Origin of the sequence: Actinoplanes sp. NPDC051346 (assembly GCF_040682215.1) — a bacterium.
Lineage (GTDB): Bacteria > Actinomycetota > Actinomycetes > Mycobacteriales > Micromonosporaceae > Actinoplanes.
Window position 1 is genome coordinate 24,042 of sequence record NZ_JBFBAJ010000020.1, and the last position, 20,807, is coordinate 44,848.

Sequence of the window (20,807 nt, forward strand, 5' to 3'; positions counted from 1 at the left end):
CTCTCCCTTTAGATGGTGTAGGGCCACACGGCCAGCAGGTACGCGCCGTACCAGAGGCCGAAGGCGGCCCAGGCGGCGATCGCGCACATGGCGACGCGGGGGCGGGCCCGGGCCGCCGCGGCTGCGGCCGGCAGGAGCGTCAACAGTACGGGCAGGAGCAGGCGCGGCTTGGAGTGGTAGTAGCCCGCCTGGCCGTACACGAGCACCATCGCGACCACGCCGTAGACGGTGAGCGGCAGCCAGGGACGGCCGGCGAGCGCGGCGGCCGCAGCGGCCGCCGCGACGAGCAGGATGAGCGCGACACTCATCGGCACCCAGCCGTCGCCGACGGTCAGCGTGGCGGTGAGGAAGCCCAGCGTGCTGGAACCGAAGTCGAAGGACGTGCCCCAACCGGCGGTCTGGATCCGGAACCAGGCGTCGGCGTCGCCCACCCGCCATCCGACCCAGCCGAGGAACGCCGGGACCCCGGCGAGCGCGACGCCGGCCGCGAGGAGCGGCGGCCACTTCCTGGCCGGATCGTGGCGGACCGCGACGACCGCGGCGACGGCCAGAGCCACCGCGGCCGCGGCGCCGGTCGGCCGGGTCAGGGCGCAGCCCAGGCCGAGAAGCCCGGCGGCCCACCACACCTTGCGGTGCGCGGCGACGAGCATCCCGGCGACCAGGGCGAGGAACAGGCTCTCCGAGTACGCCATGGAGAGCACGACCGACATCGGCGCCGTGCAGCAGATCGCGACCAGGGCCCAGCCGCCGCGGCGCCCGTACAGGCTCGTGCCGAGCAGATGCAGGGCGACGGCCGCGGCGATCGAGGCGAGCCAGCTCACCGAGAGCGCGGCGGTGCCGGGGTTCAGCCCCAGGTGGGACAGGCCCCGGATGAGCATCGGGTAGAGCGGGAAGAACGCGAGCTCGTTGCCTTCCAGGGTGCCGTCGGCGGCGTACGTGTAGCCCCGCGGATAGCCGGCGGCGGCCCTGACGAACCAGCCGCCGTCCCAGACGAGCAGGTTGGCGCGCAGCCCGGCCGGCTTCTCGGTGGCCCGGTCCAGGCCGACGAGCAGGGCGAGCTGGATGATCCGCGAGAGCGCCAGGATGCCGGCCGCGACGGCAACGCCGTGCCAGCCCCCGGCGGCGTCCCAGAGACGCTGGTTCCGAGCGGCGGCGGGTGCCGCATCCCCGTCCGCGGCCGGGGCGTCGTCCGTGCTGGAGGCCGCCACGCTCACCGGCCGGCGGCGCTTCTGTCGTCGGCCTCGGCGGCGGCGTTGCGGCTGTCGGCCGGCGACAGCTCCGCGTGCCCGCCGCCGGCGACCGCGGGCGGTGGGGTCTCCGCCTCGGCCCGCTCGGTGAGGGTGCGCCAGGCCGCGGCGGCGGCCCGCTGCTCCGCCTGCTTCTTGCTGCGCCCGTCGGATCCGCCGTAGCGCTCCCCGGCCACCACCACCCAGGCGGTGAAGGTCTTGGCGTGGTCCGGGCCGGCGTCGTCGATGACGTAGTCCGGCACGCCGAGGCCGAGCGCCGCGGTCAGCTCCTGGAGGCTGGTCTTCCAGTCCAGTGCGGCGCCCCGGCCGGCCGACTCGGCCATCAGCGGGTCGAACAGCCGGTGGATGACCTCGCTGGCGGTGTCGAGCCCGTGCTCGAGGTAGATCGCCCCGAGCAGCGCCTCCAGGGTGTCGGCGAGGATGCTGGCCTTGTCCCGGCCGCCGGTCGTCTCCTCGCCCTTGCCCAGCAGCAGGTGCGGTCCGAGGCCCTGCGGTCCCAGGGTGCGGGCCACGTCGGCGAGCGCGTGCATGTTGACGACGCTGGCGCGCAGCTTGGCGAGCTGGCCCTCGGGCAGGTCCGGGTGGTTGTGGAACAGCGCCGAGGTGATGACCACCCCGAGGACCGAGTCGCCCAGGAACTCCAGGCGCTCGTTGGTGGGCAGTCCGCCGTTCTCGTACGCGTACGAGCGGTGGGTGAGCGCCCGCTCGAGCAGCTCCGGCTCGAGGGGGACCCCGAAGGCCTCCTCGAGCGGCTCGGTCGAGGGTCGCGGCCGCCGCTTGTCGTTACTCATGAACCACCTCTTGCGCTGTGCGGATCCGGGTCGTGTGGTCCTTGGCCGGGTCCTGGGGAACCGGTGATCAGATCGGCTATGGCCGCGACGGCGGCCTGGCGGTGCAGGGTGGCGGCGAAGCCGATGCCCGCGGCGATGTCGGTGCCGGACGCGGCACCGTGGCAGACGACGACGGTGCCGCCGACTCCGAGCAGCACGGCCGCCCGCGGCGGGACCGCCCCCGAGTGCGGGGCTCCCAGCAGCGCGTACGCCGTTTCGAGGCCTTTGAGCAGAACGTTGCCGGTGAAGCCGTCGGTCACCACGACGTCGGCCGACGCGCCCACGACGACGTCGTTGCCCTCGACCAGGCCGGCGTAGCGGCCACCGGCGGGCAGGTCGAGCTGGGCGAGGACGGCGGGGGCCGCGCGGCGCAGGCGGTCGCCCTTGCCGCGCTCGGTGCCGATGGTGAGGAGCCCGACGCGGGGGGCCGCGACGCCGTGCACCACCGAGGCGTACGCGGCGCCGAGTCGCGCGTGCATGGCCAGGGTCGTCTCGTCGGGGTCGACGGACGAACCCACGTCGAGCAGGACGAGCCGGCCGGCGGCGCTGGGCAGGACGGCGGCGAGGGCGGGACGGCGCACCCCGGGCCAGCGGCCGAGACCCAGTGCCGCGGAGGTGACGGTGGCGCCGGTGTTGCCGGCCGAGACGACGGCGTCGGCCAGGCCCTGGGCGACGGCCAGCACGGCCGAGCGCACGCCGGACTCGACGCTGCTCACGTCCCGGTCCTGGGCCTGCGGGCCGGTCGGTGCCGCGACGGCGCGGACGCGGTCACGGTCTCCCGGGCCCAGGGCAGCGAGAACCGCGTCGGCCGCTTCCACCGGGCCGACGAGCAAAAGTTGAAGGGCCGGATCGGCCTGGCAGGCGCGCAGAGCGCCGTCAACCACGACGGCGGGAGCTTGGTCCCCGCCGAGGAGGTCGACGGCGATCCGCGCGGTGCCCGGCTCCCGCACAGCGCCGGCCGTGAGGCCGGCCTGCGTCGGGCCCGGGGCACCGGACGTTCGCCGCTGCTCAGGCTCGACCCGCCCGATAGTCGGGCGTGTCACTCCTCGAGGCTCAGACCTCGAGGACCTGACGACCGTTGTAGGTGCCGCAGACCGAGCAGGCGGTGTGCGGCAGCTTCGGCGACTTGCACTGGGGGCAGGACACGGTCGAGACCGCGGTCGCCTTCCAGTTCGCCCGGCGGGACCGGGTGTTGCTGCGCGACATCTTGCGCTTGGGGACGGCCACGGTACCTACTCCTCGATCCGGTTTTGCTGATATTGCGGCGAAGCCGCAGTCGGCTGCTCAGCCGACATGGTGCGCAAAGCGGCCCAGCGGGGGTCGACGTCCTCGTGGCTGTGATCGGCCGGGAGGTCGTCGAGATGCACCCCACACTCGGGGCACAACCCAGGGCAGTCCTGGCGGCAGACCGGGTTGGTCGGCAGCGTGAGCACCACCGCGTCGCGGACCGCCGCCTCCAGGTCGATCAGGTCGCCCTGCATCCGGCCCACCTCGTCCTCGTCCGTCGTCTCCTCCGTGGTGCTGTCCTCGTAGGCGAACAGCTCGGCGAGGGAAACGTCGAACGATTGGGAGATCTCGTTGAGGCAGCGCCCGCACTCACCGGAGAGTGAGCCGCGCACGTTGCCGCTGACATACACGCCCTCGGAAACCGACGTCAAGCTCAGATCGAGCTCGAGGTCGGAGCCCACGGGCACCGAGATCAGCTCAAGACCGAGGTCCGCCGGCGCCGGGACGACCCGCTTCAGGGCACGCGTCGACCCGGGCCGGCGCGGGAGCTTCGTCGTGTCGACGACCAGCGGCTGCCTGGGATCGAGGTGTTTCTGCGGTGACTTGGGCATCGTGAGTCCTCAGCCTTGGGATAGGCCGACAGGAAAGGTTACCTGAGCAGGGTCCGTAGCGTCGAATCGACCCCGGCCGCTCAGAACGGCAGGGGGCGTTCGCTGTCCTCGCCCTGGAAGGTGCCGATCTCGCGCAGCGCGTGCATCTTGTCTCGGCCACGCTCTATCGACGCCAGGGCCCGGGTGAGGAACTGTTCGAAGTTGGCCAGCGCGGTGTCGACGTAGTCGTCGACCTCCTCCCGCAGGCGCTGTGCCTCCGCGCGGGCCTCGGAGATGATCCGGGCGCCCTCGTGCTCGGCCGAGACCGTGATCTCGTTCACCGAGACGAGCCGGGCGTGCTCCGTCTCGCCCTCGCTGATGATCCGGTCCGCCTCGCGCTTGCCCGCATCGATGATCTTGTCGCGCTCCTCGAGGAGGGCGACGGCACGGCGCAGGTCGCCGGGGAGCTCCGAGCGCAGCTCGTCCAGGAGCGCCACCATCTCGGCGCGGTCGAACATGAAGTTGGTGCGGGACATCGGGACGGACCGTGCCTGCTCCACCATGGAGATGATCTCGTCGATGCGGTCGAGCGGATCCACCGGCGCCTCACTCCTGTCAGACAGCACTCACGCTGAGTGGTGCGATCACGTTACTGCCGAACCCGGCGACGAGGTCGAGAAGGCCACGCCGTCAGTTTTGCCGCAGCCTCGTCACGAGCCGCTCCCCGACGAAGTCGGGCACGTACGCCGACGCGTCCCCACCCCACTTGACCACGTCCTTGACCAGACTGGAAGAGAGGAAGGAGTAGAGCGGGTTGGTCGGCATGAACAGGGTCTCCACGCCGGAGAGCCCGATGTTCATCTGCGCCATCTGCAATTCGTAGTCGAAGTCGCTGACCGCGCGCAGACCCTTGATCACCACGGCGGCGTCCTGCGTCCGGCAGAAGTCGACCAGGAGGCCGTGGAACGACTCGACGCGGACGTTGCCGTACTTGGCGGTCGCCTCGCGGAGCATGCCGATCCGCTCGTCGACGCTGAACAGGCCGGTCTTCGAGTGATTGATCAGCACTCCGACGATCACCTCGTCGAACAGCCGGCTGGCCCGCCCGACGATGTCGAGGTGGCCGTTGGTGACGGGATCGAAGGATCCGGGGCAGACCGCTCGTCTCATGATCGGCGACCGTACCAAAGTGTGGTCTCGCCGTAGCGGCGACTGCGCTCGTCGGTGATGCCGTCCACCCACCCCAGCGGCTCGCCGCGGACCGCCGTCCGCGAGGAGCGCTCGAAGGTCACCACGGCGTCCGGTGCGAGCCAACCGTGGTCCAGGAGCAACTGCTGCACCTCGGCGACCTCGTCGTCGGTGACCGCGTACGGCGGATCGGCGAACACGACGTCGTAGGGCCCACCCTCCGGAGGGGCGGCGATCACCTGGGCGACCTTGCCGGTGACCAGCCGCGCGGCGTCGCCGACGCGCAGCGCCACGATGTTGTCGCGGATGACCCGGGCCGCCTTGCCGTCCGCCTCGACCAGCAGCGCGTGCGCCGCGCCGCGCGACAGCGCCTCCAGGCCGATCGCGCCGGAGCCCGCGTAGAGGTCGGCGAAGCGGGCGCCCTCCAGGTCGACCATCGTGCCCAGGGCACTGAAGTACGCCTCCCGCACCCGGTCGGCGGTGGGTCTGGTGAGCGAGCCGGGCGGTGCGGCCAGCCGGCGACCGCCATGGGCGCCGGCGATGATCCTGGTCATGCGGCGTCGCGCGAGAGGTCCGATAGCACGCTGCGACGCTACGCCACCACAAAGCACCCACCACTGCGGAGTGAACTTTTCCCTCCGAAATGGCACCCGGCGCATCGACGCAATTGCCATCCGTATAGAGAAGATTGCGAATGCGCATCGCACTCCCCTGAGGCTTATGCGCTATTTTCCCGATTGGTCCGCGTGGGTGCCGACCGGACGGTGCCACAGTGGATCTTCTGCCGCTCCCGACGGCCCGAGGACGTTGCGACCCGACTGACGGATCGGGGCCTGACCAGGGCAAATGCGCAATTTTTCGGAGCGCGTCGACCGTCACGGTAGGCACGCCGGCCACTCGTCTGGGTGACGAATACGGTGGTCGATTTATACCCGCCGCATCGGTCGAAATGCTCTCCGTGGAGCGATGATCTCGGATCCGCAACAAGAGCCTTAGCTGATTCTGAGCCCCTTCCCAGATTTTTCTCAGTCGCTAAGGTCAGCCGCGCCGACGACACGCTGTCGGCTCGACGACGCGGGGAGGCGTCGTCTCCGGCCCGCCGTCGCCCGGCGCGAGCCGCCGCCTCCATCGACGTCGTGGCCCCCCTCGTTTCACCGCCCTCAGGAGTAAGCGTGAAGTTGAACTCCCCGCTCCGCCGCGCCGCGACAGTGCTCGCCGGCGCGCTCATCGGCCTGGGTGGCGCCGCGGTCGTCTCCGCGCCCGCCAGCGCCCACGCCTCGAACGTCCACGGCACGGCCGTCTGCGACACCGCCACCGGCACGCGGATCGTGACCTGGACGCTCACCAACGACTACCCGACCGCCGCCACCGTCGCCGACCTGACCGCCGCGCCCACCGCCGTCGAGAAGGCCACCGAGGGCAATCCCACCATCCCGCCGGCGACCAGGCGCGACGGGGAGCTCACGCTCACCCAGCGGGTGACCGGCAACGAGAAGGAAGCCACCATCTCCTTCCGGTCGATCTGGTCCTCCGACGGCTACGTCGACGAGAACAACGAGGGCCGGGTCGACCTCAGCGAGCCCTGCGCGCCGGTCGAGACGCCCTGTGTCGAGGCGGGCGAGGCCGCGTTCCACCACACCTTCGGCGTGAACGGCAAGGCCTCCACTGCGACCGTGTCCCTGGACGACGGCGTCAAGCTGTGCGAGGGCGAGCCCGTCACGCTCGTGTCCTACTTCGCGCCCAAGCCGCAGGTCTCGGTGCCGCTGTACGCCTTCGACAGCGACACCGACAAGATCACCAACGAGCAGCGCTCGGTGACGCTCACGGTCAACGTGCCGGACTGCAACACCCAGGTCGACCTCTTCTTCGGCGGCGCGGAAGAGATCATCACGGAGATCACCAACGCCGGGCCGCGTTACGGCGACAAGATGCTCGGCGGCGAGAACGGCCTCGGCGGCCGGTCGACGGGCCCGCTGGGCCGGTTCAACGGCGGCTCCGCGAGCTGTCACACCCCCAAGGTGCAGCCGCTGTCGCAGTGCGACGGCACCGTCGCGCTCAACCTCAGCAACGACGGGCTGACCGACAAGTACCCGGTCGACTTCACCATCAAGGCCGGCGAGTTCAGCAAGACCGTCACCGTGAAGACCGGCAAGGGCGAGACCGTCGAGGTCCCGGCCGGCTCGGGCACCATCACGGTCACCGCCGAGGGCATGGACAACGTCGTCTACGACTGGACCCTGCCGGAGGACTGCGACCTGCCCACGGTCATCGTCGAGAACGACTGCGACACCGTGACGATCACCGTCGAGAACCCCAAGGGCGTCACCCCGGCGACCGCGAAGATCACGTACGGCGACAAGACCGAGTCGCTGACCACGGCCGCCGGCACCTCGGAGAAGGTCTCCTTCAAGGCGGGCAAGGCGACCTACGCGACGATCGACTTCCCCGGCATGGACGTGGAGCCGATCAAGGCCACGCTCGAGAAGCTCGACTGTGACAACGGCGGCGGAGGCGGTGGCGGCAAGGACGACGAGCCCACCCTGCCCCTGACCGGCCCGGTCGCCGGCAGCATCGCGGGCGGCGCGGCCCTGCTGCTGATCCTCGGTGGCGTGCTGTTCGTCATGGCCCGCCGTCGCAAGATCACCTTCACCGCGTAACACCGCACGACGAAAGAGGGCGCGCCGGCACCTGCCGGCGCGCCCTCTTCCCATTTCTCACTCGCGGTCCGCGGAGATCCAGTCCCGGGGCATGAAGGTCAGGTTGCGGTCGCCCTCGACGAGGTCGGCCGCGCTGTCCAGGCGGGCCTTCTGCGCCGGGCTCAGACTCACCCGCAGGGCGGCGGCGTTCTCGGTGACCCGCTCCGGTGACCGCGTGCCGGGGATCGGCACGACCGCCAGCCCGAGGGCCTCGCCCTGGGCCCACAGCCAGGCGAGCGCCATCTGCGCCGCGGTCGCCCCGTTTTCCCGGCCGATCTCCCGCAGGAGCTCGACGACCCGCTGGTTGGCCGCGAAATGCTCGACGAACCGTGGCTCTTCGCGCAGCATGCCGGCCGCGATCTTCTCCGGCGTCATGGCCCCGGTCAGGAAGCCCCGCCCCAGGGGGCTGTAGGGCACGAATCCCGCCCCGACCTCGCGCGCCGCCGGTACAACCCGGGCCTCGACGTCGCGGGACCAGAGGCTCCACTCGCTCTGCACGGCGGCGATGGGATGCACCCGCGCGGCGGCCCGAAGTTCGTCGGCCGTCACCTCCGACAGGCCGAGGTGCCGAACCTTGCCCTCCGCGACGAGCTCGGCCATCGCACCGACGGTCTCCTCGATCGCGATGTCGAGCTGGCGACGGTGCAGGTAGTAGAGGTCGATGACGTCGGTTCCCAGCCGCCGCAGAGATGCCTCGCAGGCCGCGCGGACGTAGTCGCGGTCGCCGCGGGCCGCCTTGGCGCCGGGAACGCCGACCGCGCCGGTGATGCCGAACTTGGTCGCGATGGTGATCTCGTCACGCCGGTCCGCCAGGAGCTTCGCGATCAGCTCCTCGTTGGTCCCGGCCGGCCCGGTGCTGCCGTCGCGTGGCTTGCCGTAGACGTCCGCGGTGTCGATGAACGTCACTCCCTGGTCGACCGCGTGATGAAGGGTCCGCAGGGCGGCGTCGGGATCGGTGCCTCCGTAGACATGGCTCAGCGCCATGCCGCCAAAGCCGATCTTGCTGACGGACAACCCGTCGCCGAGCGCGACGGTGGGTACGGTGGCGGTCATCCCAAGCTCCTCCCGCTCACTTCCGAGGCGGCGCAGTCGCGCCCCTCGGCGATGAGTCCGACATAGTGATCGATCTTGGATTCGATGGCGTGGAGGTCACCCTCCAGTTGTTCGAGGTGCGCGCGCACGCGATCGCGATGCTCCTGGAGCAGGGCCAGCCGCCGCCCGTGGGTGGCCGCGCCCTCCCGGGTCATCGCGACGAAGTCCTTGGTCTCCCGCACCGGCATGCCGGTGCGTCGCAGCCGGACGACGAGGTCGATGATCCGGACGGCGGCGTCGTCGTACGTCCGGTAGCCGCTGGCGTCGCGGCGCACGCTCGGTATGAGGCCCTCCGCCTCGTACCAGCGCAGCGTGTCCTTGGAGAGACCCGTTCGCTCGGCGACCTCGGCGATCGTGCTGCCGGGGCTCACCACGTCGCCACCTCGTCGGCGCCGACGATCTCGATGCCGGCCGCGCGGAGCTCGGCCAGAGTCTGGTCGTGGGCCCGGGCGCTGGTCGCCGCGCAGGCGTCGGCGACCACGGTGACCGCCCAGTCGCGGGCGGCGGCGCTGATCGCCGCCAACGCGACCCCGTGGTCGGTCACGAGACCGGTGAGCAGCAGGCGGTCGGTGTGCAGCCGGGCGAGCAGGGCCGGCAGCTCCGCAACGTCGAAGATGTCGCGATCATGCTTGGTCACGACCGGGTCCCCCGGCTCCGGCCCGAGCCCGGCGAGGAAGGACGCGTCCGGGCTGTGCGGGTCGGCGCGCGACCGATCGGCCGGATCGGCGGAGAGATATCGGCTGCAGATCACCGGCCAGCCCCGGGCACGGGCCGCGGACCGGACCGTTCGCGCCCTGACGGCGGCGCGGGAGTCGTGTCCCATCTCGGCGATCCAGGCCTGCCAGTCGATCTCCAGCAGGGTGGTGTTTCCGGCTTGCTTCCCCATGGCGCCGACGCTACGGGTTGGAGTGCACTCCAACGCAAGCGGGAAGATCGAAAACGCAAGCGGGGAGATCGAGATCAGGAACGCAGATCCGGAGGCTGGAAGGAGCCGTCGGGCTCCGGACGCCACTCGTGCACCGCCGTGACCGCCTCCACCGGGATGGGGGCGTACAGGTGCGGGAATTGCATGCCGCCCGGATCCGGGGGATCACCGTCCTCCCACACCACGGGTGCCCGCAACAGCTTCTCGTCCAGTATCAGCAGCACAAGGTCCGTGCGGCCCCGGGCGAGCAGGGTCGCCGGGATGTGCACCTGCTCCGGTGTGGAGCAGTGGATGAAGCCCTGCGTGTCCAGGGACGCGGCGCGGTAGGTGCCCGCCGCGACCGCCGCCTCCCACTCGGCGCGGGGGCAGAAGTGAAGGATCATCCCTTCTCCAAATACTCGGCGCGTTCCTCGTCGACCAGGGCGGCCACGGAGGCGGCCAGCGCCGGGTGCCGGGCGAGGGTGGGATCGTCACCGACCAGCTCGGCGGCCTCGGCGCGGGCGTCGGTGATGAGCTTGCTGTCGCGCAACAGCGACAGCAGCCGCAGGTGACTGTGCCGGCCGGACTGTGAGGCGCCCAGCACGTCGCCCTCGCGGCGCTGCTCCAGGTCGAGCTCGGCGAGCTTGAAGCCGTCCGTAGTGGACGCGACCGCGTCGAGACGCTCGCGGGCCGGGGTGCCCTCGACCGCCTCCGTGACCAGCAGGCAGATGCCGGGCGCCGAGCCCCGCCCGACGCGGCCGCGGAGCTGGTGGAGCTGGGAGACGCCGAACCGGTCCGCATCCATGATGATCATGACGGTGGAGTTGGGCACGTCCACGCCGACCTCGATCACCGTCGTGGCGACCAGCACGTCCAGGTCGCCGGCGGCGAAGCGGCGCATCACCGCGTCCTTTTCCTCGGCGGGCAGCCGCCCGTGCAGCACCCCGATCCGCAGGCCGTGCAGCGGACCCTCCTCGAGGATCGGTGCCACGTCGAGGACCGCCAGCGGCGGGCGCCGAGCGGGCTCATTGTCAGATGGCGGTTCGCCGTCGTCCTCGGCGCCGGCCGCGTCCCCGATCCGCGGACACACCACGTATGCCTGATGACCGGCTCGGACCTCCTCCTTGACGCGCTGCCAGGCGCGGTCGAGGAAGGCCGGGCGCTCCGGCGGCACGACGTGCGAGGCGATCGGCGACCGGCCGCGGGGCAGCTGGGACAGGGTGGAGGTCTCCAGGTCGCCGTACACGGTCATGGCGACCGTCCGGGGGATCGGCGTGGCGGTCATGACCAGGACGTGCGGGGGTTGGGCGGCCTTGGCCCGCAACGCGTCGCGCTGCTCGACGCCGAAGCGGTGCTGCTCGTCCACGACCACCAGGCCGAGATCGCGGAAGTCGACCCCTTCGTACAGCAGAGCGTGCGTGCCCACGACGATGCCCGCGCTGCCGTCGCCCACCCGGGCGAGCGCGGCGCGCCGCGCCGCCGCGCCGAGCGACCCGGTGACGAGGGTGAGCTGGGTGCCCGCCGGGTCGCCGTCGAGCTCGCCGGCCCGGCCCAGCGCACCGAGCTGGGCGCTGATGCTGCGGTGGTGCTGGGTGGCGAGCACCTCCGTGGGAGCGAGCAGCGCCGCCTGCCCGCCGGCGTCCACGACCTGGAGCATCGCGCGCACCGCGACCAGGGTCTTGCCCGAGCCGACCTCGCCCTGCAACAGCCGGTGCATCGGATGGGCACGCTCCAGGTCCGCCGAGATCTCCTCGCCGACCCGCGCCTGACCCTCGGTCAGCTCGTAGGGCAGGCTCGCGTCGAACGCGGCCAGGATCCCGTCGTCGCGTCGTGGTCGAGACCGTCCGGGAGCGGCGGCCGCGCGCGCCTTACGCTGCACGAGCGTCAGCTGTACGGCGAAGGCCTCGTCCCACTTCAATCTGTACTTCGCCTTGTACAGCTCCTCCTTGGAGCTGGGCCGGTGGATCTCCCGCAGCGCGACGCCGATCCCGACCAGGTTGCGATTCGCTCGGACCGCACCCGGCAGCGGGTCGGCGGGCGGCTCGAAGGTGTCGAGCACGGTCCGCACGCACTTGGCGATCGTCCAGGTCGGCACGGCGGCCGCGGCCGGGTACACGGGGATGAGCGCGCCGGCGAACTCCTCGATCTCCTCGGCGGCCTCGTCCTGCGTCGCGTCGGCCCGCAGCAGCTGATAGGCGGGCCCGTTGAGCTGCCGCTTGCCCCGGAAGTCGGTGACCTTGCCGGCGAACAGTCCCCACCGTCCGGTGCGCAGCTCCCGTTCACGCCAGGCCTGGTTGAAGAAGGTGCAGGTCAGGGTCGCACCCGACCCGTCCCCGACGGTGATCTCCAGCATGGTGCCGCGGCGCTGGCGCATCGGGCGTACGGTGGCGCTCTTGACCTGCGCGAGCAGGGTGACCTGCTCGCCCACCTGGAGCTGTCGCAGGTCGGTGTGTTCGCCGCGCTCGTCGTAGCGGCGCGGGAAGTGGTAGACCAGATCGCCCGCGGTGTGCAGGTCGAGATGCGTGGCCAGCGCCTTCGCCGTCCGTTCCCCGAGCACCTTGCCCAACGGGGTGGCGGTCGTCGTCGCCGTGGTGGTGTCGCTCATTCCACTCCTGCCAGGAGGTGGTATCGGGGCTGGCCGCCCGTATAACACTGCACCTCGACGAAGGGCCACGCCTGCGCGACATGCGAGCGCAGCGTCTCCTCGAGCGCGGCGGGGGCGTCGGCGCCGAGCACGAGGGTGACCAGCTCGCCGCCGCCGCCGAGCATGCGGTCGAGGAGCTGACGGCAGAGGTCGGCGAGCGCCTGGTCCGGCGCCGTTCCCTCCTCGGGACCACTGATGACGTGGACCTCGCCGTCGACCAAGCCGAGGAGATCGCCGGGATGGCAGCGGCCGGCAACGGTCAGCGCCTCGCGTGCCGCGGTCGTCACCTCGCCGTAGCGGCAGGCACCGGCGGCCTCGGCCATCGCGATGACGTCGTCGTCGAAACGCCGCTGCGAGTCGCGCACCGCGAGCGCGGCGAGGGCCTGCACCGGCGACCGGGTCGGCACGACGATGACCCGGATGCCCGCAGCGTCGGCCTCCTGGGCGGCGGAGACGGCGACGGCGTGGGTGTTCGCGTCGTTCGGCAGCAGCACGACCCGCCGCGCGCCGGTCTCCGCGACCGCCGCGAGCATCTCCGCGGTCGAGGGATTTCGGCCGACCACGACCGTTCCCTCGTCGACGAAGAGCGAGGTCAGCCCCTCCCCGGCGGCAACCACGACGGCGCCCCGGTCCCCGGCCTCCCATCCGCCGGTCTCCGCGTGCTCCTCGCCCCCGGCCGCGGCGATCCCGGTCGCGGCCGCCTCGGGCCCGGGCCGGACGGCCACGTCGGCGGGGCGGCCGTGGGACCGGTCCTCGAGCCGGTTCACCGAGATCCGGTGCGGGCGGCCCGCGACGACCCCGGCCTCGATGGCGGCCCCGATGTCGTCGACGTCCACGTGGACGTGCACGTTCCAGGTGGGCGGTTGCCCCTCGCCGGTGCCGACCACCACCAGCGAGTCCCCCAGAGCGTCGAGCGTTCGCTTCATGGCCTCGACCGGCGCCGGATCGGCATCGAGCAGGAACTGCACCTCGTAGCCGAACCCGGATCCCTCATCGGGCGCGGTCTCGCCGTCCTTCGCACCGCACGTCGCGGCCGGGGCGACCGGCGTCTCGCCGTCGATGATGGTGGTGGTGGTGCTGACCGCCTCGACCAGCGCGTCCAGCAGCAGCACCAGGCCGCGGCCACCCGCGTCCACCACCCCGGCGCGCGCCAGCGCGGGCAGCTGCTGCGGCGTGCGGGCCAGTGCCTCGGCCGCCGCCTGGGCCGCCGCCCGCGCCACCGCCAGCAGGTCGTCGGACTTGCCGCGTCCCGCGCCGTCGGCCGCGGCGGCCATCACGGACAGCACGGTGCCCTCGACGGGCCGGGCGACCGCGGCATAGGCGGCCTCGCTCGCCGTCCGCAGCGCCGTGGCGAGTTCCGTTCCCCGGACGGACAGCGCCGTGGCGAAGGTGTCGGCCATGCCGCGCAGAATCTGGGAGACGATGACGCCGGAGTTGCCGCGAGCGCCCAGCAGCGCACCGCGAGCCATCCGACGCATCACCTCCCCCAAGAGCGACGAATCGGGCCCCTCCAGCGCCTCCTGGGCCGAGGTCAGGGTCAGGACCAGGTTGGTGCCGGTGTCACCGTCGGGCACCGGATAGACGTTCAGCTCGTCGATTTCGTGCTGGTGAGCGCGCAACGCGGCGAGCCCCGCACCACACCATCGGCGCACGGCCGCGGCATCCAGGGTTTCCAGCACTCGAAAAGCGTACTAACCGCCTACGACAAATGCCGGATCCGCCGGGGCGAGAGGGCGATTGGCTGTTCGCCCGGGCCATCGGGTAACCTGGCCAGGTTGCCCGAGCGCAGTCTGCCCGGGGCACCCTCAGTTCGCAGCCGGTTCTCGGGCCAGTCCCGTCCCGGCGTATCAATCCCAGGAGTACCCCGTGGCTAGCGTGTGCGACGTCTGTGGCAAGGGACCGGGCTTCGGCCACAACGTGTCCCACTCGCACCGGCGGACCAACCGCCGCTGGAACCCGAACATCCAGTCGGTGCGCACCCCGGCCGGTGGCGGCAACACCAAGAAGCTCAAGGTCTGCACCTCGTGCATCAAGGCCGGCAAGGTCGTCCGCGCCTGACCGCCGGCTCTCTTCGGCTTTTTCCATAGCCGCCGGGTCCTCGTGACCCGGCGGCTATGCGTGTCTCCCGGCCAGGATCAGAGAACCCGGGCGTACGAGAGCACCCCCGGCTCGTCCTTGTAGTAGCCGAAGTCCTCGATCCGCTCGTAGCCGCTCTTCTCGTACAGGGCGATGGCCTCGGGCTGCTTGTCGCCGGTCTCGAGGATCACCCGCTTGCGGCCTCGCGCCCGCGCCGACTCCTCGATCGCCGCCAGCACCTGGCGGGCCACCCCGCGGCCCCGAGCCGACGCGCGCGTGAACATGCGTTTCAGCTCGGCGTCCTCGCCGTGCGCCCGCCAGCCCCCGCAACCGATCAGGCGGCCCGACGCCTCCCGCGCGACGAAGAACGCCCCGTTCGGCGGGGCGAACTCCGCCGGCGCCACCGGGGTGTCGTCGCCGCTGCCGCCGTACCTGCTGCTGAGCTCGGCCATTGTCAGGCCGATGAGTTCCTGCACCGCGGGATCGTCGAAGCGGGCCTCGCGGATTTCGATCTTTTCCACGGGGCAACGCTAGCCCGGCCGCTCAGCGGAAGTGGTCCCAGCCCGTCCCGCCCTGCCAGGGCTTGCGGTCGACCGTCACCCCGGTGCCCTCGTGCACGCTGCCGATCACCCGCCACGCCGGCGGCAACGTCGTGCCCGCCGGGAACGTCGCGGCGAGGGCGTGGTCGTCGCCGCCGGCCAGGAGCCAGCCGTACGGGTCCACGCCCAGCGCCGAGGCCGCGTCGCGCATCTGGTCCGGAACCTCGAACGCGTCCCGCCTGATGTCGATGCCGACCACGCTCGCCGTCGCCACGTGACCCAGATCCTGCAACAGCCCGTCCGACACGTCGATCAGGGACGTCGCGCCGAGTTCCGCCGCGGCGGGGCCCTCGGAATACGGCACGGAAGGCCGACGGTAAGCCTCCACCAGCACCTTCGGCGTCCGGAAGCCGCGGGACAGGACCGTGTATCCCGCCGCCGCGTAACCCGTACGCCCGGCGAGCGCGACGACGTCACCCGGCTGAGCCCCGCTGCGCACGACCGGTGGCCGCCCGCCGAGATCACCCAGCGCCGTCACCGCGATGGTCAGCGTCGGGCTCGACGACAGGTCGCCGCCCACCACTCTGGCCTCGACCAGGGCCGCCTCCGCGGAGAGCCCCCCGGCCAACTCCTCGACCCACGCGACGTCCAGGTCCGTCGGCACGCAGAGCGCCACCAGCAACGCCGTCGGCACGGCGCCCATGGCCGCGATGTCGGCCAGGTTGGCGGCGGCCGCCCGGTGGCCGACGTCGGCCGCGCTGGACCAGTCCCGCCGGAAGTGCCGGCCCTCCACCAGAACGTCCGTCGATGCCACCGTCCGGCCATCCGGCGCGGGCACCACCGCGGCGTCGTCGCCCGGGCCGAGCAGGCCGGCCGGGCTGTCCCCGAGCCGCGCGACGATCCGGGCGATCAGCCCGAACTCCCCCGCCTCCGCGATGCTCACGTCCACCGTTCCCTCGTTTTCCCCGTCGCGGTACGCCCGATCGGCCCGCGCCGTCATGTTGAAACCCGCCATCAGCCCGCCAATATGGTGATGCCCGCCGGCGGGCGGCGCCCGACGGGGGTGCGGCCCGCTGGATGGAGCGGTCCGCCGAATGGAGCAGGCCACCGGACGGGGACGTCCCCCCGACGAGGAGCCTGCGATGCGTGCCGCCAGGACCGCGCTCCGTACTGTAGTTTCACGTTCGGGTAGCCGGCGGCGGATAGGAGTCGGATCGTGGTCCAGGCATACATCCTCATCCAGACGGAGGTCGGAAAGGCCCGTGACGTGGCCGCCGCGATCGACAAAATTCAGGGAGTGGTGCGCGTCGACGCGGTCACCGGGCCTTACGACGTGGTCGTCCTGGCAGAGGGGCACAGCGTCGATGAACTCGGTCGGATGATTGTGAGCAAAATCCAGTACGTACCAGGCATCACCCGGACCGTGACGTGCTCCGTGGTAAATCTCTGACATGGTTGACGTGGAGACCCGCACCGAGCCGAAGCCACCCACCCGGGATCCGGTGACACGCAGCGCCGCGTTGTGGGCGACGGTCGTCGCCGTGCCGGTGGCGATCCTCGTCGGGCTCCTGATCTTCTCCCAGCTGCGGCCCGGCGACGCCGGCGGCACGGCCGCTCCGGCGGCGAGCGCGACCCAGCCCGCGGTCGCGCCCAGCACGCCGGTGCAGATGGCCGCGCCGAAGCTGGCCGCCCGGACCGCGCAGGTCTGCCTGGCGGTCACGTCCCAGCTTCCGACGCGGGTGCGCGACCTCGCGCCCCGCAGGGTCAGCGCCGGCCACGAGCAGAACGCCGCCTACGGCGAGCCGCCCATCACCGTGGCCTGCGGAGTGGCGCAGCCCCGGCTGTGCAAGTCGCTGACGGAGACCGGTTCGGGCTGCGTGCCCCTGGACACCGAGCTGATGACCATGAACCGCGTCTGCTGGTACGCCAACCAGCAGGCCACCGCCACCACGTTCACCACCATGGACCGGGAGGTGCCGGTCCAGGTCACCGTGCCGAAGCAGTACCCGCAGGCGGCTCAGTGGGCGAACGAGTTCTCCGACACTGTGGTGAAGACCGACAAGTCGCTCACCGAGGGCCTGCCCACCGGCTGCGCCTGACCCGCGTCGGGGCGGGCCCCGGCGGCCTTTGTGCCGCCCGAGCGGACCCCGGCGGGCCTTGCCGCCCGAGCGAACCCCGGCGGGCGTTAGTGCAAGCCGACGCCGCGGCGCAGCGCGGTGCGGATCAGCCGGTCGACGACCTTCGGATAGTCGAGGCCGGTCGCGGCCCACATCAGCGGGAACATCGACGTCGGCGTGAAGCCCGGCATCGTGTTGATCTCGTTGAGGAAGATCTCGTCGTCGGCGGTGACGAAGAAGTCGACGCGGGCCAGTCCGGCGCAGTCGAGCGCCGTGAAGGTGCGGCAGGCGTACTCCTGGACCTGGCGGGCCACGTCGGGCTTCAGGTCGGCCGGGATCTGGTACGGCGTGCCGTCGCCCAGGTATTTCGCCTCGAAGTCGTAGAACTCGTCGTCCGACGTCGTGACCATGATCTCCGCCAGCAGGGAGGCCTCGGCCCCGCCGGCCGTCTCGCCCTCGAGCACGCCGCATTCGATCTCGCGCCCGACGATGGCCGCCTCGACCAGCACCTTGGGGTCGATCCGGCGGGCACCGGCGATCGCGTCGTCGAGCTGGGCCCAGTCGGTGACCTTGCTGATGCCGTAGGAGGAGCCGGCACGCGACGGCTTCACGAAGACCGGCAGCCCGAGCCGCTCCTTGTCCGCCTCGGACAGCGACTGCCCGGCCCGCAGGACCGCATAAGGCCCGACGGGGATGCCTTCAGCGGCGGCGAGCTTCTTGGTGAACTCCTTGTCCATGCCGGCCGCCGAGGCGAAGACGTTCGCGCCGACGTACGGAATCCCGGCCATCTCCAGCATCCCCTGGATCGTGCCGTCTTCGCCGTACGCACCGTGCAGGACCGGGAACACGACGTCCACCCCGGCGAGGACCGCGACCCCGTCGGCCGGGTCGACGACCATGAGCCCGGACGAGGTGGGGTCGGGGGGAAGCACCACGGCCCGGCCCGACTCGAGGGTGACCTCCGGCAGCCGTCCGCCCTCGATGGCGAGCTGTGCCGGGTCGCCGCCGGCCAGCACCCAGCCGCCCTCGCGGGTGATTCCGACCGGCACCACCTCGTACTCGTCGGGGTCGAGCGCGGCCAGGATGCCGCCGGCGCTGACGCACGAGATGGCGTGCTCGGTGCTGCGACCGCCGAACACGATCGCCACGCGGGTTCTGCGAGGGGTCGTCATGGAAAGGGCTCCTCGTTGCCGGACGTAAGGCTGCCTGCCGCTGGCATGCCGGGAAGACCCTACTCTCCGTAGGGCACTTTCCGGCTACGGCGGGCGCCAGCTCGACAGATGCCGACGCAGCGTCGATGACGCCGGCACCGAGCGTGTCAGCCCGTGGCCGGGCGGCGGATCGCCACCTGGCGGACCAGCCAATGGCAGAGCAGGGCACCGAGCAGCGTCACCGCCAGCGAGACCGCCAGCCCGGCCGCGTACGGCAGATCGGATCCGTCGAGGCGGAGCAGCTCCTGCGCCACCAGCATCGGCAGGATGGCGGGCACCGCCACGAGCAGGCCGCGCCACGCGCCGAAGCGGTAGAAGCCCGCGGCGATCGTGGCCCCGGTGACCAGGAAGGCGAGGCAGACCGGCAGCACGTGACCAAACTCGCTGACCGCGACGGCCGAGTGCCACTGCGGGTAGTCCTCCGAGACGTCGTCCAGCAACGCCTCTTCGAGGCCGTGCCCCAGCGGCACGACCGCGGCAGCGACCAGTGCCAGGAGCGCACCCATGGCCGCGCCTCCCGCCAGGACGGCGCGGCGGGTGAGACCCGCCGCCATGAACTGGCGCAGATGGGAGGCAACCAGCAGGACACCGAAGGTGCCGAGCCAGTATTTGACCGCCGAACCGGCCACCATCAGCCAGGGGCTGGCGTCGGCCGGATCCGTCACGGATCGGAACACCAGGGCGGTGGCCACCAGGCCCGCCACCAGAATCAGGCCGACGAACAGCAGGGGGAAGCGGTACCGGTGGAACAGGGCGCGGAACACGGCGGTCATCGGGCGGCCTCCGAGGTGAGGTGGACGAAGAGATCCTGGATGGCGACCGGGGCGATGCTCAGGCCGGCCGTCTCGGCGCGCCGCCTGTCGTCGGCGCTCAGCGCGCCGTAGAGGGTCGCCTGGCGGACACTGCCGAGGCTTTGCTCGCTGAGCACCGTACGCCCGGAAGTGAAGATCTCCACCGCCTCGGCCGGACCGGCGACGGCGACCCCGCGCGATCGGAAGGTGTCGGTGTCCTCCCGGACGACCAGCCGTCCGCGGTCGATGATGACGACCTCCTCGAAGAGGTCGGCGACCTCCTGGATCAGGTGGGTGGAGAGGACGATCGTGCGCGGGTGGGCGAGGTAGTCGTCGAGCAGCTCGCGATAGAAGGTGGCCCGGGCGCCGGCGTCCATGCCGAGGTAGACCTCGTCGAGCAGGGTGAGCGGGGCCCGGCAGGCGAGTCCGAGCACGACGCCGAGACCGGACCGCTGTCCCCGCGACAGTGTCGACACCCGGGCACGGCGGCTCAGGCCGAAGGCGTCGAGCAGGTGTTGCGCGTATGCGGCGTCCCAGCGCGGCCGCAGCCGGGCGTGGAAGTCGAGGACCGTGCCGATCCGGTCGCCCGCGGGCACGTCCAGCGTGTCGCGAACGAAGACGGTGTCGCGCATGAGCCCGGCGTTCTCGAAGGGGTCGACGCCGTCCACCCGCACCGAGCCGCCGTCGGCCCGGCGGTAGGCGGCGAGCACGCTGAGCAGGCTGGTCTTGCCCGAGCCGTTGCGGCCCAGCAGGCCGTAGATCTTGCTGGGCGCGAGGTCGAGGGTGAGGCTGTCGACGGCGGTCGTGGCGCCGTACGTGACCGTGAGGTCGCGGACCGAGATCATGGCTTTCCTCCGTCGATGTGCTTCCTGATCTCCTCGACCGAGACGCCGATCATCCGGGCCTCGGCGAGCATCGGGTCGACGACGTCGGCGAAGAACCGCTCGCGCCGCTGGTCGCGCAGCTTCGCGCGGGCGTCGGGACTGACGAACATGCCGATGCCGCGCTTCTTGTAGAGCACGCCCTCGTCGACGAGCTGGGCGAAGCCCTTGGCCGCCGTGGCGGGGTTGATGCGATAGAAGGCCGCGTACTGATTGGTGGACATGACCTGCCCGTCCTCCTCGAGGGCCCCGCTCAGGATGTCGTTCTTGATGCCATCGGCGATCTGCACGTAGATCGGGCTCCGGTCGTCGAACACGCGGAGCCTCCCTAGTTCAGCGGTTCATTACCCATGTAATGAACCATAGAGCCACGACGGCCCGGAAGGCAAGTGTGGAAAGCTCAGGCGGCCGCGAACGTCTGCGGCAGGACGCCGTCGTCCCACAGCCGGTCGAGATGGGCGAGGAAGCCGACCAGGCTGCGCTCCAGCTCACGCCGCTCCCCCGCGCCGAGCGTCGCCAGCGGGTCGGAAAACACCAGGCCCTCGGGGTGCTTGGCCCGGGTGCCCACGAACCGGTGGCAGGCCGAACACCAGACGTAACTCACCAGAGTGGGCCGGCGGGCGTTCTCCGGAACATTCACGTACGCGCGCACACTGCGACAACCGCAGGCGGGACACTCCCGTTCACCAGGGGCGGCGAAGAAGCTCTCCCCCCGCGCCAGCGCGGTGACCTCGGCGCCGTTGAAACTGCTCCACTCCATGGAAGAGAACCGTA

25 protein-coding genes are annotated in these 20,807 nt (G+C 71.6%); 4 read left to right on the top strand and 21 right to left on the bottom strand.

What is annotated here, in order from left to right; translation table 11 throughout:
• Positions 1-8: 8 nt before the first annotated feature.
• The 8 genes from AB0M36_RS34035 to rsmD all read right to left on the bottom strand — a co-directional run bounded on the left by AB0M36_RS34035 (position 9) and on the right by rsmD (position 5,636).
• Positions 9-1,214, bottom strand: coding sequence for a hypothetical protein (locus AB0M36_RS34035; protein ID WP_364166263.1), 1,206 nt, complete (start codon positions 1,212-1,214; stop codon positions 9-11).
• Entirely contained in the window at positions 1,211-2,038 is an 828-nt protein-coding gene (gene rnc, locus AB0M36_RS34040; protein WP_364166265.1) for a ribonuclease III, read from the bottom strand. The genes AB0M36_RS34035 and rnc overlap by 4 nt, the downstream gene beginning before the upstream one ends.
• Positions 2,035-3,027, bottom strand: a complete 993-nt coding sequence (locus AB0M36_RS34045) for a phosphate acyltransferase PlsX (RefSeq protein ID WP_364166404.1) — start codon at positions 3,025-3,027, stop codon at positions 2,035-2,037. Before AB0M36_RS34045 ends, rnc begins: the two co-directional genes overlap by 4 nt.
• Positions 3,028-3,130: 103 nt before the next feature.
• The gene (gene rpmF, locus AB0M36_RS34050; protein WP_364166266.1) at positions 3,131-3,304 is read right to left on the bottom strand and encodes a 50S ribosomal protein L32; all 174 of its coding nucleotides are present in this window, start codon (positions 3,302-3,304) and stop codon (positions 3,131-3,133) included.
• A gap of 5 nt (positions 3,305-3,309) precedes the next feature.
• The gene (locus AB0M36_RS34055; protein ID WP_364166268.1) at positions 3,310-3,915 is read right to left on the bottom strand and encodes a DUF177 domain-containing protein; all 606 of its coding nucleotides are present in this window, start codon (positions 3,913-3,915) and stop codon (positions 3,310-3,312) included.
• A gap of 80 nt (positions 3,916-3,995) precedes the next feature.
• The gene (locus AB0M36_RS34060; RefSeq protein ID WP_364166270.1) at positions 3,996-4,493 is read right to left on the bottom strand and encodes a hypothetical protein; all 498 of its coding nucleotides are present in this window, start codon (positions 4,491-4,493) and stop codon (positions 3,996-3,998) included.
• 91 nt (positions 4,494-4,584) lie between these two features.
• Complete coding sequence (coaD, locus tag AB0M36_RS34065; RefSeq protein ID WP_364166272.1) at positions 4,585-5,064, bottom strand: pantetheine-phosphate adenylyltransferase; 480 nt, start codon at positions 5,062-5,064, stop codon at positions 4,585-4,587.
• The gene (rsmD, locus tag AB0M36_RS34070; RefSeq protein WP_364166273.1) at positions 5,061-5,636 is read right to left on the bottom strand and encodes a 16S rRNA (guanine(966)-N(2))-methyltransferase RsmD; all 576 of its coding nucleotides are present in this window, start codon (positions 5,634-5,636) and stop codon (positions 5,061-5,063) included. Before rsmD ends, coaD begins: the two co-directional genes overlap by 4 nt.
• Positions 5,637-6,254: 618 nt before the next feature.
• On the opposite strand from rsmD, the gene AB0M36_RS34075 reads away from it, so the two are divergent.
• Entirely contained in the window at positions 6,255-7,739 is a 1,485-nt protein-coding gene (locus tag AB0M36_RS34075) for an LPXTG cell wall anchor domain-containing protein (RefSeq protein ID WP_364166275.1), read from the top strand.
• 57 nt (positions 7,740-7,796) lie between these two features.
• Here the strand turns inward: AB0M36_RS34075 and AB0M36_RS34080 are convergent, their stop codons facing one another.
• The 6 genes from AB0M36_RS34080 to AB0M36_RS34105 form a co-directional block, all read right to left on the bottom strand.
• Positions 7,797-8,831: an aldo/keto reductase gene (locus AB0M36_RS34080; protein WP_364166277.1), complete on the bottom strand. Its 1,035-nt coding sequence runs from the start codon at positions 8,829-8,831 to the stop codon at positions 7,797-7,799.
• Positions 8,828-9,244 carry a MerR family transcriptional regulator gene (locus AB0M36_RS34085; protein WP_364166279.1) on the bottom strand — a complete coding sequence of 139 codons (417 nt, stop codon included), beginning with the start codon at positions 9,242-9,244 and terminating at the stop codon, positions 8,828-8,830. Before AB0M36_RS34085 ends, AB0M36_RS34080 begins: the two co-directional genes overlap by 4 nt.
• Entirely contained in the window at positions 9,238-9,756 is a 519-nt protein-coding gene (locus AB0M36_RS34090; RefSeq protein WP_364166280.1) for an isochorismatase family protein, read from the bottom strand. Before AB0M36_RS34090 ends, AB0M36_RS34085 begins: the two co-directional genes overlap by 7 nt.
• A 74-nt stretch (positions 9,757-9,830) precedes the next feature.
• Positions 9,831-10,178 carry a DUF952 domain-containing protein gene (locus AB0M36_RS34095; protein WP_364166282.1) on the bottom strand — a complete coding sequence of 116 codons (348 nt, stop codon included), beginning with the start codon at positions 10,176-10,178 and terminating at the stop codon, positions 9,831-9,833.
• Entirely contained in the window at positions 10,175-12,379 is a 2,205-nt protein-coding gene (gene recG / locus AB0M36_RS34100) for an ATP-dependent DNA helicase RecG (protein ID WP_364166283.1), read from the bottom strand. Before recG ends, AB0M36_RS34095 begins: the two co-directional genes overlap by 4 nt.
• Positions 12,376-14,097 carry a DAK2 domain-containing protein gene (locus AB0M36_RS34105; protein ID WP_364166285.1) on the bottom strand — a complete coding sequence of 574 codons (1,722 nt, stop codon included), beginning with the start codon at positions 14,095-14,097 and terminating at the stop codon, positions 12,376-12,378. The genes recG and AB0M36_RS34105 overlap by 4 nt, the downstream gene beginning before the upstream one ends.
• Before the next feature lie 187 nt (positions 14,098-14,284).
• Here AB0M36_RS34105 and rpmB point away from each other — a divergent pair, with 187 nt between their 5' ends.
• A complete protein-coding gene (gene rpmB, locus AB0M36_RS34110; protein ID WP_023561910.1) occupies positions 14,285-14,476 on the top strand; it encodes a 50S ribosomal protein L28 in 192 nt (63 codons plus the stop codon).
• 77 nt (positions 14,477-14,553) lie between these two features.
• Here rpmB and AB0M36_RS34115 read toward each other — a convergent pair whose 3' ends face one another.
• Complete coding sequence (locus AB0M36_RS34115) at positions 14,554-15,015, bottom strand: GNAT family N-acetyltransferase (protein ID WP_364166286.1); 462 nt, start codon at positions 15,013-15,015, stop codon at positions 14,554-14,556.
• Positions 15,016-15,037: 22 nt separating this feature from the next.
• Positions 15,038-15,976 (bottom strand): thiamine-phosphate kinase, encoded by a 939-nt coding sequence (locus tag AB0M36_RS34120; RefSeq protein ID WP_364166406.1) that lies wholly within the window; start codon positions 15,974-15,976, stop codon positions 15,038-15,040.
• A 273-nt stretch (positions 15,977-16,249) separates the two neighbouring features.
• Between AB0M36_RS34120 and AB0M36_RS34125 the strand changes: the two genes are divergently transcribed.
• A complete protein-coding gene (locus AB0M36_RS34125; RefSeq protein WP_071805731.1) occupies positions 16,250-16,483 on the top strand; it encodes an Lrp/AsnC ligand binding domain-containing protein in 234 nt (77 codons plus the stop codon).
• 1 nt (position 16,484) lies between these two features.
• Positions 16,485-17,132, top strand: a complete 648-nt coding sequence (locus tag AB0M36_RS34130) for a DUF3515 family protein (protein ID WP_364166287.1) — start codon at positions 16,485-16,487, stop codon at positions 17,130-17,132.
• A gap of 86 nt (positions 17,133-17,218) precedes the next feature.
• Here the strand turns inward: AB0M36_RS34130 and AB0M36_RS34135 are convergent, their stop codons facing one another.
• The 5 genes from AB0M36_RS34135 to AB0M36_RS34155 form a co-directional block, all read right to left on the bottom strand.
• The gene (locus AB0M36_RS34135) at positions 17,219-18,322 is read right to left on the bottom strand and encodes a D-alanine--D-alanine ligase family protein (RefSeq protein ID WP_364166288.1); all 1,104 of its coding nucleotides are present in this window, start codon (positions 18,320-18,322) and stop codon (positions 17,219-17,221) included.
• A 146-nt stretch (positions 18,323-18,468) separates the two neighbouring features.
• A complete protein-coding gene (locus AB0M36_RS34140) occupies positions 18,469-19,134 on the bottom strand; it encodes a hypothetical protein (protein ID WP_364166290.1) in 666 nt (221 codons plus the stop codon).
• Positions 19,131-19,997: an ABC transporter ATP-binding protein gene (locus AB0M36_RS34145; protein ID WP_364166291.1), complete on the bottom strand. Its 867-nt coding sequence runs from the start codon at positions 19,995-19,997 to the stop codon at positions 19,131-19,133. The genes AB0M36_RS34140 and AB0M36_RS34145 overlap by 4 nt, the downstream gene beginning before the upstream one ends.
• The gene (locus tag AB0M36_RS34150) at positions 19,994-20,350 is read right to left on the bottom strand and encodes a GntR family transcriptional regulator (RefSeq protein ID WP_364166293.1); all 357 of its coding nucleotides are present in this window, start codon (positions 20,348-20,350) and stop codon (positions 19,994-19,996) included. The genes AB0M36_RS34145 and AB0M36_RS34150 overlap by 4 nt, the downstream gene beginning before the upstream one ends.
• 83 nt (positions 20,351-20,433) lie before the next feature.
• Positions 20,434-20,793 carry a hypothetical protein gene (locus AB0M36_RS34155; RefSeq protein WP_364166295.1) on the bottom strand — a complete coding sequence of 120 codons (360 nt, stop codon included), beginning with the start codon at positions 20,791-20,793 and terminating at the stop codon, positions 20,434-20,436.
• Between the last annotated feature and the right edge of the window lie 14 nt (positions 20,794-20,807).